This is a genomic window from Pseudomonas sp. ADPe (assembly GCF_014843515.1).
GTDB classification, from domain to species: Bacteria; Pseudomonadota; Gammaproteobacteria; order Pseudomonadales; family Pseudomonadaceae; genus Pseudomonas; species Pseudomonas citronellolis.
The window spans coordinates 2403484-2416025 of record NZ_CP062122.1; the positions used below are offsets into that span (position 1 = coordinate 2403484).

15 protein-coding genes are annotated in these 12542 nt (G+C 67.5%); 12 read left to right on the forward strand and 3 right to left on the reverse strand.

Annotated elements, in window-relative coordinates; genetic code table 11:
- Window positions 1–68 precede the first annotated feature (68 nt).
- Window positions 69–1103: a type IV pilus twitching motility protein PilT gene (gene pilT, locus IG194_RS10990; protein ID WP_009615237.1), complete on the reverse strand. Its 1035-nt coding sequence runs from the start codon at window positions 1101–1103 to the stop codon at window positions 69–71.
- Window positions 1104–1176: 73 nt separating this feature from the next.
- On the opposite strand from pilT, the gene IG194_RS10995 reads away from it, so the two are divergent.
- The 12 genes from IG194_RS10995 to IG194_RS11050 all read left to right on the forward strand — a co-directional run bounded on the left by IG194_RS10995 (window position 1177) and on the right by IG194_RS11050 (window position 10601).
- Complete coding sequence (locus IG194_RS10995) at window positions 1177–1866, forward strand: YggS family pyridoxal phosphate-dependent enzyme (protein ID WP_058489671.1); 690 nt, start codon at window positions 1177–1179, stop codon at window positions 1864–1866.
- 16 nt (window positions 1867–1882) lie between these two features.
- On the forward strand, window positions 1883–2701 hold the full coding sequence (gene proC, locus IG194_RS11000) for a pyrroline-5-carboxylate reductase (protein WP_058487694.1): 819 nt from the start codon (window positions 1883–1885) through the stop codon (window positions 2699–2701).
- Window positions 2702–2711: 10 nt separating this feature from the next.
- Window positions 2712–3305 carry a YggT family protein gene (locus IG194_RS11005; RefSeq protein WP_009615234.1) on the forward strand — a complete coding sequence of 198 codons (594 nt, stop codon included), beginning with the start codon at window positions 2712–2714 and terminating at the stop codon, window positions 3303–3305.
- 139 nt (window positions 3306–3444) lie between these two features.
- Window positions 3445–3741, forward strand: a complete 297-nt coding sequence (locus IG194_RS11010; protein ID WP_058487695.1) for a DUF167 domain-containing protein — start codon at window positions 3445–3447, stop codon at window positions 3739–3741.
- A gap of 111 nt (window positions 3742–3852) precedes the next feature.
- Window positions 3853–5820, forward strand: coding sequence for a dynamin-like GTPase family protein (locus IG194_RS11015; RefSeq protein WP_058487696.1), 1968 nt, complete (start codon window positions 3853–3855; stop codon window positions 5818–5820).
- Between the two features lie 81 nt (window positions 5821–5901).
- Window positions 5902–7041 (forward strand): homoserine O-succinyltransferase MetX, encoded by a 1140-nt coding sequence (metX, locus tag IG194_RS11020; protein WP_043269509.1) that lies wholly within the window; start codon window positions 5902–5904, stop codon window positions 7039–7041.
- A 9-nt stretch (window positions 7042–7050) separates the two neighbouring features.
- The gene (gene metW, locus IG194_RS11025) at window positions 7051–7671 is read left to right on the forward strand and encodes a methionine biosynthesis protein MetW (protein WP_009615228.1); all 621 of its coding nucleotides are present in this window, start codon (window positions 7051–7053) and stop codon (window positions 7669–7671) included.
- A gap of 35 nt (window positions 7672–7706) precedes the next feature.
- A complete protein-coding gene (locus IG194_RS11030) occupies window positions 7707–8129 on the forward strand; it encodes a DUF4426 domain-containing protein (RefSeq protein ID WP_009615227.1) in 423 nt (140 codons plus the stop codon).
- A complete protein-coding gene (gene rdgB / locus IG194_RS11035; protein ID WP_058487697.1) occupies window positions 8126–8719 on the forward strand; it encodes an RdgB/HAM1 family non-canonical purine NTP pyrophosphatase in 594 nt (197 codons plus the stop codon). Before IG194_RS11030 ends, rdgB begins: the two co-directional genes overlap by 4 nt.
- Window positions 8716–9912 carry a radical SAM family heme chaperone HemW gene (hemW, locus tag IG194_RS11040; protein ID WP_058487698.1) on the forward strand — a complete coding sequence of 399 codons (1197 nt, stop codon included), beginning with the start codon at window positions 8716–8718 and terminating at the stop codon, window positions 9910–9912. The genes rdgB and hemW overlap by 4 nt, the downstream gene beginning before the upstream one ends.
- A gap of 60 nt (window positions 9913–9972) precedes the next feature.
- Window positions 9973–10296: a DUF3392 domain-containing protein gene (locus IG194_RS11045; protein ID WP_009615221.1), complete on the forward strand. Its 324-nt coding sequence runs from the start codon at window positions 9973–9975 to the stop codon at window positions 10294–10296.
- Between the two features lie 50 nt (window positions 10297–10346).
- Window positions 10347–10601: a hypothetical protein gene (locus tag IG194_RS11050; protein WP_009615219.1), complete on the forward strand. Its 255-nt coding sequence runs from the start codon at window positions 10347–10349 to the stop codon at window positions 10599–10601.
- 299 nt (window positions 10602–10900) lie between these two features.
- Here the strand turns inward: IG194_RS11050 and trmB are convergent, their stop codons facing one another.
- Both trmB and IG194_RS11060 read right to left on the reverse strand, forming a co-directional pair.
- Window positions 10901–11572, reverse strand: a complete 672-nt coding sequence (gene trmB / locus IG194_RS11055; RefSeq protein ID WP_225617218.1) for a tRNA (guanosine(46)-N7)-methyltransferase TrmB — start codon at window positions 11570–11572, stop codon at window positions 10901–10903.
- A 139-nt stretch (window positions 11573–11711) separates the two neighbouring features.
- Window positions 11712–12518, reverse strand: a complete 807-nt coding sequence (locus IG194_RS11060; RefSeq protein ID WP_009615215.1) for a thiazole synthase — start codon at window positions 12516–12518, stop codon at window positions 11712–11714.
- Window positions 12519–12542: the final 24 nt, after the last annotated feature.

Below are 12542 nucleotides of genomic sequence, written 5' to 3' on the forward strand. Positions count from 1 at the left end.
TTCGACTGTCATCCAGGCCGCCCGTGCGTGTGCCGCGCCGCCTGGCCGGGCACCGGGCCCGGGGAGAATCAGAAGTTTTCCGGGATCTTCGCCTTTTCCTTCGCCGCGTCGCGGGTCACCAGGCCCTTGGCGACCAGGCCCTTGAGGCACATGTCGAGGGTCTGCATGCCCAGCGCGCCGCCGGTCTGGATGGCCGAGTACATCTGCGCCACCTTGTCCTCGCGGATCAGGTTGCGGATCGCCGGGGTGCCGATCATGATCTCGTGGGCCGCCACCCGGCCGCCGCCGATCTTCTTCAGCAGCGTCTGGGAGATCACCGCCTGCAGCGATTCGGAGAGCATGGAACGGACCATGGCCTTTTCCTCGGCGGGGAACACGTCGACGATACGGTCGATGGTCTTGGCCGCGGAGGTGGTGTGCAGGGTGCCGAACACCAGGTGGCCGGTTTCCGCGGCGGTCAGCGCCAGGCGGATGGTTTCCAGGTCGCGCATCTCGCCGACCAGGATGATGTCCGGGTCCTCACGCAGGGCCGAGCGCAGCGCCTCGTTGAAGCCGAGGGTGTCGCGGTGCACCTCGCGCTGGTTGACTAGGCACTTCTTCGATTCGTGGACGAATTCGATCGGGTCCTCGACGGTGAGGATGTGGCTGTACTTGGTGTTGTTCAGGTAGTCGAGCATCGCCGCGAGCGAGGTGGACTTGCCCGAGCCGGTCGGCCCGGTCACCAGCACCAGCCCGCGCGGCACGTCGGAAACCCGCTTGAACACTTCGCCCATGCCCAGGTCCTCCATGGTCAGCACCTTGGAGGGAATGGTCCGGAACACGGCGCCGGCGCCGCGGTTCTGGTTGAAGGCGTTGACGCGGAAACGCGCCACGCCCGGCACTTCGAAGGAGAAGTCGGTTTCCAGGAATTCCTCGAAATCCTTGCGCTGCTTGTCGTTCATGATGTCGTAGATCAGCGCGTGCACCTGCTTGTGCTCCAGCGGCGGCAGGTTGATGCGGCGCACGTCGCCGTCGACGCGGATCATCGGCGGCAGGCCGGCCGAGAGGTGCAGGTCCGAAGCGCCTTGCTTGGCGCTGAAGGCGAGCAACTCGGTAATATCCATGGGACTCCCCAATCCAATGCAAGCAGGTAGAATGCCGCTGAACTTGCAGCAGCCGGGCCTCAGAGCGCAGGTAATGTCCACGATAGCAGAGAATATTGCAAAGGTTCGCGAGCGTATCCGTGAGGCGGAGCAAGCTTGCGGGCGGGCTTCGGGCAGCGTTGCGCTGCTGGCGGTGAGCAAGACCAAGCCCGCCGCCGACATCCGCGAAGCCCATGCCGCCGGCCTCGACGATTTCGGCGAGAACTACCTGCAGGAAGCCCTCGGCAAGCAGGTGGAACTGGCCGACCTGGCGCTCACCTGGCACTTCATCGGCCCCATCCAGTCGAACAAGACGCGGCCCATCGCCGAGCACTTCCACTGGGTGCACTCGGTGGACCGCCTGAAGGTCGCCGAGCGCCTTTCCGCGCAGCGCCCGGCGCACCTGCCGCCGCTCAACGTCTGCCTGCAGGTGAACGTCAGCGGCGAGGCCAGCAAGTCCGGCTGCGCCCCCGAGGAACTGCCGGCCCTGGCCCGCGCCGTAGCCGCCCTGCCCAACCTGAAGCTGCGCGGGCTGATGGCCATCCCCGAACCCACCGAGGACATCGCCGCCCAGCGCGCCGCCTTCGCCCGCCTGCGCGAACTCCTGACTGCCCTGAACCTCGGCCTGGACACCCTGTCCATGGGCATGAGCCACGACCTCGAAGCCGCCGTCGCCGAAGGCGCCACCTGGGTGCGCATCGGCACCGCGCTGTTCGGCGCGCGCGACTACGGTCCCCATTCTTGATCAAGGAACACAACCCATGAGCAGCACCCGCATCGCTTTCATCGGCGCCGGCAACATGGCCGCCAGCCTGATCGGTGGCCTGCGCGCCCAGGGCGTGCCCGCCAGCCACATCCGCGCCAGCGACCCGGGCGTCGAACAGCGCGCGAAGATCGCCGCCGAGCACGGCATCGAGGTGTTCGAGGACAACGCCAGCGCCATCGCCGGCGCCGACGTGGTGGTCCTGGCGGTCAAGCCGCAGGTCATGAAGCAGGTCTGCGAGCCCCTGGCCGCGCTGCTCGAACCGGGCCAGCTGATCGTCTCCATCGCCGCCGGCATTCCCTGCGCCAGCCTGTCGCGCTGGCTGGGCACCGAGCTGCTGGTACGCTGCATGCCCAACACCCCGGCGCTGCTGGGCGAAGGCGCCAGCGGCCTGTACGCCACCGCCCAGGTCAGCCCGGCCCAGCGCCAGCAGGCCGAACAGCTGCTGGGCGCCGTGGGCATCGCCCTGTGGCTGAACGAAGAGAAGCAGATCGACGCCGTCACCGCCGTCTCCGGCAGCGGCCCGGCCTACTTCTTCCTGCTGATGGAAGCCATGACCGCCGCCGGCGAGAAGCTCGGCCTGAGCCCCGAGGTCGCCGCCCGCCTGACCCTGCAGACCGCCCTGGGCGCCGCGCGCATGGCGCTGGCCAGCGACGTCGGCCCGGCCGAACTGCGCCGCCGCGTGACTTCGCCCAAGGGCACCACCGAAGCCGCCATCACTTCCTTCCAGGCGAATGGATTCGAAGCACTGGTCGAGCGCGCCCTGGCCGCCGCCGACCACCGTTCCGCCGAACTGGCCGAACAACTGGGGCAATGAGGAGCCTTACATGACCGGACTTTCCACCGCTGCCATCTATGTCATCCAGACCCTCGGCAGCCTCTACCTGCTGATCGTCCTGCTGCGCTTCATCCTGCAGCTGGTGCGCGCCGACTTCTACAACCCGCTGAGCCAGTTCATCGTGCGCGCCACCAAGCCGCTGCTGAACCCGCTGCGCCGGGTGATCCCCGGCTTCGGCGGCATCGACCTGGCGTCCCTGGTGCTGGCCATCCTGGTCCAGCTGGTGCTGATGATCGTCACCCTGACGCTGATGGGCTACGGCGTCGGCGGTTACGTCCTGCAGCTGCTGGTGTGGTCGGTGATCGCCGTGACCTCGCTGTTCCTCAAGGTGTTCTTCTTCGCCCTGATCATCAGCGTGATCCTCTCCTGGGTCGCCCCGGGCAGCTACAACCCCGGCGCGCAGCTGGTGAACCAGATCTGCGAGCCGCTGCTGGCGCCCTTCCGCAAGCTGCTGCCGAACCTCGGCGGGCTGGATATCTCGCCGATCTTCGCCTTCATCGCGCTGAAGCTGCTCGACATGCTGGTGATCGGCAACCTGGCGGCCATGACCGGGATGCCGCAGATCCTCAGCCCGTTCATGTAAACAGGGAGCGGCTGCGCGTCGGCGATACAGCGTTGGAAACAGCCGGTGATTGCTCATTTACAGAACGTAAACTGCGCATCCCCGGCTGTTTCCGCCTCGTCTCGCTCTAGCTCGCGCGCTCCGGGAGTTCGACACGCCAATGAGCTTCTACCGCTGGGACGGCGAGGACCTGATCCTCGATTGCCACCTGCAGCCCAAGGCGAGCCGCGACGAGTTCGCCGGGCTGCACGGCGAGCGCCTGAAGATCCGCCTCACCGCCCCGCCGGTGGAGGGCAAGGCCAACGCCCACCTGCTGGCGTTCCTCGGCAAGGCCTTCGGCGTGCCGAAAAGCGCGGTAATACTCGAGAGCGGCGAGCTGAACCGCCAGAAGCGCGTGCGCATTCCCCGGCCGGCACGGCTGCCGGCCGAGCTGGGGATAACCGCTCGGTCGCCTTGACCGACCTTACGGATAGGAATGTGATACAGGCCAATTGACGCCACCTCGCCGCGCTTCATAATCCAGGCATTCTTCTCCCGCGCAGGACGCGCAAGCCACAGGACCGCCTGGATGAGCATGGAGCGACTCAGTCAGCAGATCGACGCCTACGTCACCTGGAAGCGGGAACTGGTCCGGGACATCATCCGCTATCGCAGCTGGCTGGAGCAGAGCCGGCTGAACAGCGCCGACATAGACGCGCGCCTGGAGCGCGCCCTGCGCCTGCTGCGCCTGGACCACATCACCCTGGCCTTCGTCGGCGAGTTCTCCCGCGGCAAGACCGAGCTGATCAACAGCCTGTTCTTCTCCGAGTACGGCCAGCGCATGCTGCCCTCCCAGGCCGGGCGCACCACCATGTGCCCCACCGAGATCTTCTTCGACCCGCGCTCCGAACGCCCCTACATCCGCCTGCTGCCCATCGAGACGCGGGTGGCCGACGCCAGCATCGCCCGCTTCAAGCAGGTGCCGCGGCACTGGGTGAACATCCCCCTGGACACCTCCGACCCGGCCAACATGGCCCAGGCCTTCGCGCAGACCGCCCGGACCAAGAGCCTGCCGGTGGAGCAGGCGATCCAGCTGGGCTTCCTCCCGGACATGCTGGAAGCCGCCGAACGCCCCGGCCACGTGCGCGTTCCGGCCTGGCGCCACGCCCTGGTCAACTTCGACCACCCGCTGCTGCGCCAGGGCCTGCGCATCCTCGACACCCCCGGGCTGAACGCCCTGGGCAGCGAGCCGGAACTGACCCTGTCGATGCTGCCCAGCGCCCAGGCGGTGGTCTTCCTGCTGGCCGCCGACACCGGCGTCACCGCCTCGGACCTGGCGGTCTGGCAGGACCACGTGCGGCACCTGGTGGAAGATGGCCAGTGCACGCTGTACGCGGTACTGAACAAGGTCGACGTGCTCTGGGACGACCTGGCCGGCGATACCTTCGTGCACAACGCCATCCAGCGCATCCGCGACGCCACCGCGCGGCAGCTGGGCATCCCCCGCGACAGCGTGCTGCCGCTGTCGGCCAAGCAGGCGCTACTGGCCAAGGTGCGCAAGGACGCCGAACTGCTCGCCCGCAGCCAGCTGGAAAACCTGGAGCACCTGCTCTGCGAGCGCATAGTGGCGGACAAGGAGCGCCTGCTGGAGGGCGCGGTGCTCGGCCAGGTGCTGGCCCTGCTGAACAACAGCCAGCACAGCCTGCGCGCCCGCCTGGAGCGCCTGCGCGAACAGCAGGCGCAGCTCGAAGGCCAGCAGCAGGACAGCGGCCAGCTGCTGTTCGAGCTGACCGCGCGGACCAAGGAAGACCACGGCCTGCACCACCGCCGCCTGCTCAACCTGAAGACCAACCAGCGCCTGTTGCGCCGCCAGGGCGAGCTGCTCGGCCAGACCGTGCGCGCCGAGCGCCTGGAACGGCACCTGGCCAAGGTCCACGAGAAACTGCGCGGCAGCTGGACCACCCTGGGCATCAACCAGGCCATCCTGAACTTCTTCCAGGCCGTGGAGGGCGACCTGCACAGCCTGCAGCACGAGGCCGAGCTGGGTAACCGCATGGTCGAGGCCATCTACCAGCGGCACAACCAGGAAAACCCGCTGAACGCCCTGGACGCCCCGCGCTTCGACGTCGCCGCCTACCAGCGCGAACTGGCCCGGCTGCGCGAGCAGGCCGACCGCTTCCGCCTGCAGCTCAAGACCCTGCTCACCGAGCAGCGCCTGCTGACGCGGCGCTTCATCGCCACCCTGGCCCAGGAAGTCATCCTCCTGCACCAGCGCGTGCGCGAGGAAGTCGAGCGCTGGGCCAGCGACGCCCTGATGCCGCTGATGCAGTACACCCTGGAGAACAAGCAGCTGCTGGAAACCCACATGCTGCGCCTGAAGGCCCTGGCCCAGGAAACCCAGCAGGTGCGCCAGCGCGCCCTGCTCATGGCGCGCTACCAAGAAGAGCTGGAAAAACAACTGGCCGAAGCCTCGGAAATCCTCCGCCTGCTGCGCCGCCCCTCGCCGCTGCAGCGCCAGGCCCGCGTGGTCGCCCTGCCCGGCTCGCAGCGCGCCTGAACGCCCGCGGCAGGCCCGGCCTTGCCGCAGGGGGCGGTGCTCTTTAGACTGGCGCCCTCCTTTTATTCATGAGCTGGGTCGATGCCAACAGTCTTCCCCGAAGATTCCGTCGGTCTGGTCTCTCCCCAGACGCTGCACTTCAGCGAACCCCTGGCCCTGGCCAGCGGCAGGACGCTGCCCGAATACCAGCTGGTGATCGAGACCTACGGCGAGCTGAACGCCACGGCTAGCAACGCCGTGCTGATCTGCCATGCGCTTTCCGGCCACCACCACGCCGCCGGCTACAACAGCCCCGACGAGCGCAAGCCGGGCTGGTGGGACAGCTGCATCGGCCCGGGCAAGGCCATCGACACCCGCAAGTTCTTCGTGGTCGCGCTGAACAACCTCGGCGGCTGCAACGGCTCCACCGGCCCCACCAGCCTCGACCCGGAGACCGGGCGCATCTACGGCTCCGATTTTCCGGTGGTCACCGTGGAAGACTGGGTCAACAGCCAGGCTCGCCTGGCTGATCGCCTGGGCATCAATCAGTGGGCCGCTGTGGTCGGCGGCAGCCTGGGCGGCATGCAGGCGCTGCAGTGGACCATCAGCTACCCCGAGCGCGTGCGCCACTGCCTGTGCATCGCCAGCGCGCCCAAGCTCTCTGCGCAGAACATCGCCTTCAACGAAGTGGCGCGCCAGGCCATCCTCTCGGACCCGGAGTTCCTCGGCGGCCACTTCCAGGAACAGGGCGTGATCCCGCGCCACGGCCTGCGCCTGGCGCGCATGGTCGGGCACATCACCTACCTGTCCGATGACGCCATGGGCGAGAAATTCGGCCGCGACCGCAAGGCCGAGAAGCTCAACTACGACCTCTACAACGTCGAATTCCAGGTCGAGAGCTACCTGCGCTACCAGGGCGAGGAATTCTCCACCCGCTTCGACGCCAACACCTACCTGCTGATGACCAAGGCGCTGGACTATTTCGACCCGGCCTCCGCCCACGACGGCGACCTGGTGCGCACCCTGGCCGGGGTGAAGGCGGACTTCTGCCTGATGTCCTTCACCACCGACTGGCGCTTCTCCCCGGCGCGCTCGCGGGAGATCGTCGACGCCCTGATCGCGGCGAAGAAGAACGTCTGCTACCTGGAGATCGACGCACCCCAGGGCCACGACGCCTTCCTCATGCCGATCCCCCGCTACCTGCAGGCCTTCAGCGCCTACATGAACCGCATCAGCGTATAAGGAAGCCCCATGCGCGCCGACCTGGACATCATCCAAGACTGGATCCCCGCCGGCAGCCGGGTGCTCGACCTGGGCTGCGGCGACGGCGAACTGCTCGCCTGGCTGGCCGAACACAAGCAGGTCACCGGCTACGGCCTGGAAATCGACAGCGAAAACATCGCCAAGTGCGTCGAACGTGGCGTTAACGTCATCGAGCAGGACCTGGACAAGGGCCTCGGCAGCTTCGCCAGCAACAGCTTCGACGTGGTGGTCATGACCCAGGCCCTGCAGGCCGTGCACTACCCGGACAGGATCCTCGAGGAGATGCTCCGCGTCGGCCGCACCTGCATCATCACCTTCCCCAACTTCGGCCACTGGCGCTGCCGCTGGTACCTGGCGCGCAACGGCCGCATGCCGGTGTCGGAATTCCTCCCCTACACCTGGTACAACACGCCGAACATCCACTTCTGCACCTTCAAGGACTTCGAGGCGCTGTGCCGCGAGAAGCGCCTGCGGGTGCTCGACCGCCTGGCGGTGGATCGTGACCACCGTCATCGCTGGTCGTGCCGAGTTTGGCCTAATCTGTTGGGTGAAATCGGCATCTACCGGGTCAGCGGTCCAAGCCTGCCGGACCACCGCATCGCCGTCTGAACCGCCCGGGGCCCCGAACCCAGGAGAAGAAAACCATGCGCCGCCTAGCCTCCCTGCTGTTCTGCCTGTTCCTGGCACTGCCGGCCTTCGCCGAGCAGGCCACCACGCTGGGGGACCTCAAGGTCCACTACAGCGTCTACAACTCCAGCTTCCTCCAGCCCAAGGTCGCCGCGGCCGTCGGCGTGGTGCGCAGCAAGGCCCAGGGCGTGGTCAACATCGTGCCGCTGGACGCCAGCGGCAAGCCGGCCCAGGTCACCGTCTCCGGCACCGCCAAGAACCTCATGGGCCAGCCGATCCCGCTGACTTTCAAGCGCGTGGTGGAAGAAGGCGCGGTCTACCACATCGCCCAGTTCCCCATCGAAGGCCGTGACACCCTGACCTTCGACATCCAGGTACAGAAAGGCTCCGAAGCCCCGCAAAGCTTCGAGTTCCTCCAGGAAATCTACCCAGACGAATGATCAAGCTCGACCAACTGGTGCTGGCCAGTCACAACGCCGGCAAACTCAAGGAACTCCAGGCCATGCTGGGCGCCCACGTGAAGGTGCGCTCCATCGGCGAGTTCAGCGACGTGGAGCCGGAGGAAACCGGCCTGTCCTTCGTCGAGAACGCCATCCTCAAGGCGCGCAACGCCGCGCGCATCTCCGGGCTGCCGGCGCTGGCCGACGACTCGGGCCTGGCGGTGGACTACCTCGGCGGCGCGCCGGGCATCTACTCCGCGCGCTACGCCGACGGCAAGGGTGATGCGGCGAACAACGCCAAGCTGCTGGACGCCCTGCGCGAAGTGCCGGACGAGCAGCGTGGCGCGCAGTTCGTCAGCGTCCTGGCCCTGGTGCGGCATGCCGACGACCCGCTGCCGATCCTCTGCGAAGGCATCTGGGAAGGCAGCATCCTCCACGAGGCCCGCGGCGAGCACGGCTTCGGCTACGACCCGCTGTTCTGGGTGCCGGAAAGCGGCTGCTCCAGCGCCGAACTGCCCCCCGAGCAGAAGAACCGCCTGAGCCACCGCGCCCGCGCCATGGCCCTGCTGAAACAGCGGTTGGGGTTATGAAAGCAGCTGAAAGCTCGAAGCTCGAAGCTGAAAGCCACCAGCTTCCAGCTTCCGGCTTTCAGCTCCCGCCCCTGTCGGCCTACATTCATATCCCCTGGTGCGTGCGCAAATGCCCGTACTGCGACTTCAACTCCCACGCCGCCGGCCCGGAGCTGCCCGAGGACGCCTACGTCCAGGCGCTGCTGGCCGACCTGGCGGCTGACCGGCAGCACGTCCACGGCCGCAGGCTGACCTCGATCTTCTTCGGCGGCGGCACGCCCAGCCTGTTCTCCGCCAGTGCCCTGGGGCGCATCCTCGAAGGCCTGGAGCGCGAAGTCGGTTTCGAAAACGACATCGAAATCACCCTTGAGGCCAACCCCGGCACCTTCGAACAGGCCAAGTTCGCCGACTACCGGGCCCTGGGCATCAACCGCCTGTCCATCGGCGTGCAGAGCTTCCAGGCCGACAAGCTCAAGGCCCTGGGGCGTATCCACGATGGCGACGAGGCGGTGCGCGCGGCGGACATGGCGCGCCGCGCCGGCTTCGACAACTTCAACCTCGACCTGATGCACGGCCTGCCCGACCAGAGCGTGGCCGACGCCCTGGCCGACCTGGAGCAGGCCATCGCCCTGGCCCCGACGCACCTGTCCTGGTACCAGCTGACCATGGAGCCGAACACGGTGTTCTGGAGCCAGCCGCCGGAACTGCCGGAAGACGACGCCCTCTGGGAAATCCAGGAAGCCGGCCAGGCCCGCCTGGCGCAAGCCGGCTACCTCCAGTACGAGACCTCGGCCTACGCCCGCGACGGCCTGCGCGCCCGGCACAACCTCAACTACTGGACCTTCGGCGACTTCCTCGGCATCGGCGCCGGCGCCCACGCCAAGCTCAGCAGCCCCGAGGGCCGCATCCTACGCACCTGGAAGACGCGCCTGCCGAAGGACTACCTGAACCCGGCCAAGGCCTTCCAGGCCGGCGAACGGCTGCTGGAAGCGGCCGACCTGCCCTTCGAGTTCATGATGAACGCCCTGCGCCTGGTGGACGGCGTCCCGGCAGAGCTGTTCGAGCAGCGCACCGGCCTGCCGCTGCAAGCCATCGCCGAAGCCTGCCGCGAAGCCCGCGCCCAGGGCCTGCTGGCCGAGGACGACGAGCGCCTGCGACCGTCCGAGCGCGGCCAGCTGTTCCTCAACGACCTGCTGCAGCAGTTCCTGCCTTAACCAAGCCCGCCGGGGGACGTGTAAACTCCCCCGTCGACCGCCCCCGACCAAGGAGCCTGCATGGACTTCGCCCTCGACCTGATCGCCAGCGCCTCCCGCTGGAGCCGCAGCCATCTGTCCGATATCGCCCTGGCGATCATGGCCACCCTGCTGGTGCTGTTCGGCCCGGCGATCAACGCCTGGGTGCAGCAGCGCATCGGCAGCCTCAACTTCGTCTTCCGCACCCTGCTGTTCGTGCTCATCTGCGCCGTGGGCTACGGCCTGGCCATGGTCTTCGTCACCCCCTGGGTGGCCCACGGCCTGAACTACTTCAACAACTACACCCTGGCGCCGGTGCTGCTGTTGCTGTTCTTCATCATCGGCATGATCGCCGACCGCAGCTGACAGGCCTGCTAGTGTTTCCCCAGTAGCCAACGCGCAGCTGGGGAAACGCCATGAAACCGATCAAGCACCTGTACCTGCACTTCGTCGACGGCCAGCGCCTGGCGCTGCGCTTCCCGCAACAGAGCGAGGACCCGGTGGAGGTGGCGCAGGGCATCCGCAAGCAGCTCGAATCGCCCTGCCTGAGCATCGAGGTGGACGGCGATCTGCTGCTGATCCCGCGCAGCAGCATCAAGTACCTGCAGATCACCCCGGCGCCGCTGAGCCTGCCGGACATCACCGTGGTCGGCGCCGAGCTGATCGACTGATTCCGGGGTAGGAGCGCGCCCTGCGCGCGATTCGCGGGCAGGGCCCGCTTACATGGAATGGCCTAGGTGGCGCGGCGTAGGAGCGGATCTCATCCGCGAATCGCGCCGGAGCCTCCGGCATCGCGGACAAGGTCCGCTCCTACGGGGGGCGGCGGCGTGTCGACTGCGCCGAGGTGCTCTTCGTAGGATGGGTTGAGCCTGCGAAACCCATGCTGCCGCGGTGATGGGTATCGCTTCGCTCAACCCATCCTACGTCAGTGTCTCCCCCGCTCCTACAGCGTAAAGGACGTTTCGATGGCTCAGTCGACGCGCTGGAACTTCAGATCCCAGACGCCATGGCCCAGGCGCTCGCCGCGGCGTTCGAACTTGGTCACCGGGCGCTCTTCCGGGCGCGGTACGCAGGTGTTGTCCGGGGACAGGTTGCGGTAGCCGGGCGCGGCGTTCATCACTTCCAGCATGTGCTCGGCGTACTGTTCCCAGTCGGTGGCCATGTGCAGGACGCCGCCGACCTTCAGCTTGCTGCGCACCAGCTCCGCCCAGGCCGGCTGGACGATGCGGCGCTTGTGGTGGCGCGCCTTGTGCCAGGGGTCGGGGAAGAACAGCAGCACGCGGTCCAGGCTGGCGTCGGCCACGCAGTCGCGCAGCACTTCCAGGGCATCGCAGCTGTAGACGCGGATGTTGGTGAGGTTCTGCGTCAGCATGCCGTTGAGCAGCGCGCCCACGCCCGGGCGATGCACTTCGACGCCGATGAAGTCCTGGTCCGGCGCCGCGGCGGCCATTTCCAGGGTGGCGTGGCCCATGCCGAAGCCGATCTCGAAGGTGCGCGGGGCCTTGCGCCCGAACACCTGGTCGAAGTCGCGCAGGCCGTCGGCCAGTTCCAGGCCGAAGCGCGGCCAGCCCTGGTCGAGGCCGCGCTGCTGGCCGAGGGTGGTGCGCCCGGCGCGCATCACGAAGCTCTTGATGGTGCGCATCGGCCGGTCGGTGGCCTGCTCGGCCTGGGGCTGCTGGGTATCGCTCATGTTCGGACCTTGGAAAAAAACGGGGCAGTGAAAGTGACGACGGGCCGGCCCGCGCTTGGCGAACCGGCCCGCTCGGGGCGCCGCGCCGGGATCAGCCGATCAGGCCGCTCATCGGCGAGGAGGCGCTGGCGTACAGTTTGCGCGGCATGCGCCCGGCCAGGTAGGCCAGGCGACCGGCGACGATGGCGTGCTTCATGGCCTCGGCCATCATCACCGGATTCTGCGCGTGGGCGATGGCGGTGTTCATCAGCACCGCCTCGCAGCCCAGTTCCATGGCGATGGTGGCGTCGGAAGCGGTGCCTACGCCGGCGTCGACCAGCACCGGCACCGTGGCCTCTTCGAGGATGATACGCAGGTTGTAGGGGTTGCAGATGCCCAGGCCGGAGCCAATCAGGCCGGCCAGCGGCATCACCGCGATGCAGCCCATCTCGGCCAGTTGGCGGGCGATGATCGGATCGTCGCTGGTGTACACCATCACGTCGAAGCCGTCCTTGACCAGCACTTCGGCGGCCTTGAGGGTTTCCACGACGTTGGGGAACAGCGTCTTCTGGTCCGCCAGCACTTCCAGCTTGACCAGGTTGTGGCCGTCCAGCAGTTCGCGGGCCAGGCGGCAGGTGCGCACGGCTTCCACGGCGTCGTAGCAGCCGGCGGTGTTCGGCAGGATGGTGTAGCGGTCCGGCGGGATCACGTCGAGCAGGTTGGGCTCGTCGGGGTTCTGGCCGATGTTGGTGCGGCGCACCGCCACCGTGACGATCTGCGCACCGGAGGCCTCGATGGCGCGGCGCGTCTCGTCGAGATCCTGGTACTTGCCGGTGCCGACCAGCAGGCGCGATTCATAGGTGCGCCCGGCGAGGGTGAAAGGCTTGTCGACCGGCAGGGTGGAAGAGGCTTGGCTCATCGGATCTTTCCTCAGCAAAAGCGG

Bases quoted from the DNA above. Each gene is read 5' to 3' on its own strand.
- pilT (WP_009615237.1), bottom strand. From the start codon at position 1,103: ATGGATATTACCGAGTTGCTCGCCTTCAGCGCCAAGCAAGGCGCTTCG.
- IG194_RS10995 (WP_058489671.1), top strand. From the start codon at position 1,177: ATGTCCACGATAGCAGAGAATATTGCAAAGGTTCGCGAGCGTATCCGT.
- proC (WP_058487694.1), top strand. From the start codon at position 1,883: ATGAGCAGCACCCGCATCGCTTTCATCGGCGCCGGCAACATGGCCGCC.
- IG194_RS11005 (WP_009615234.1), top strand. From the start codon at position 2,712: ATGACCGGACTTTCCACCGCTGCCATCTATGTCATCCAGACCCTCGGC.
- IG194_RS11010 (WP_058487695.1), top strand. From the start codon at position 3,445: ATGAGCTTCTACCGCTGGGACGGCGAGGACCTGATCCTCGATTGCCAC.
- IG194_RS11015 (WP_058487696.1), top strand. From the start codon at position 3,853: ATGAGCATGGAGCGACTCAGTCAGCAGATCGACGCCTACGTCACCTGG.
- metX (WP_043269509.1), top strand. From the start codon at position 5,902: ATGCCAACAGTCTTCCCCGAAGATTCCGTCGGTCTGGTCTCTCCCCAG.
- metW (WP_009615228.1), top strand. From the start codon at position 7,051: ATGCGCGCCGACCTGGACATCATCCAAGACTGGATCCCCGCCGGCAGC.
- IG194_RS11030 (WP_009615227.1), top strand. From the start codon at position 7,707: ATGCGCCGCCTAGCCTCCCTGCTGTTCTGCCTGTTCCTGGCACTGCCG.
- rdgB (WP_058487697.1), top strand. From the start codon at position 8,126: ATGATCAAGCTCGACCAACTGGTGCTGGCCAGTCACAACGCCGGCAAA.
- hemW (WP_058487698.1), top strand. From the start codon at position 8,716: ATGAAAGCAGCTGAAAGCTCGAAGCTCGAAGCTGAAAGCCACCAGCTT.
- IG194_RS11045 (WP_009615221.1), top strand. From the start codon at position 9,973: ATGGACTTCGCCCTCGACCTGATCGCCAGCGCCTCCCGCTGGAGCCGC.
- IG194_RS11050 (WP_009615219.1), top strand. From the start codon at position 10,347: ATGAAACCGATCAAGCACCTGTACCTGCACTTCGTCGACGGCCAGCGC.
- trmB (WP_225617218.1), bottom strand. From the start codon at position 11,572: ATGCGCACCATCAAGAGCTTCGTGATGCGCGCCGGGCGCACCACCCTC.
- IG194_RS11060 (WP_009615215.1), bottom strand. From the start codon at position 12,518: ATGAGCCAAGCCTCTTCCACCCTGCCGGTCGACAAGCCTTTCACCCTC.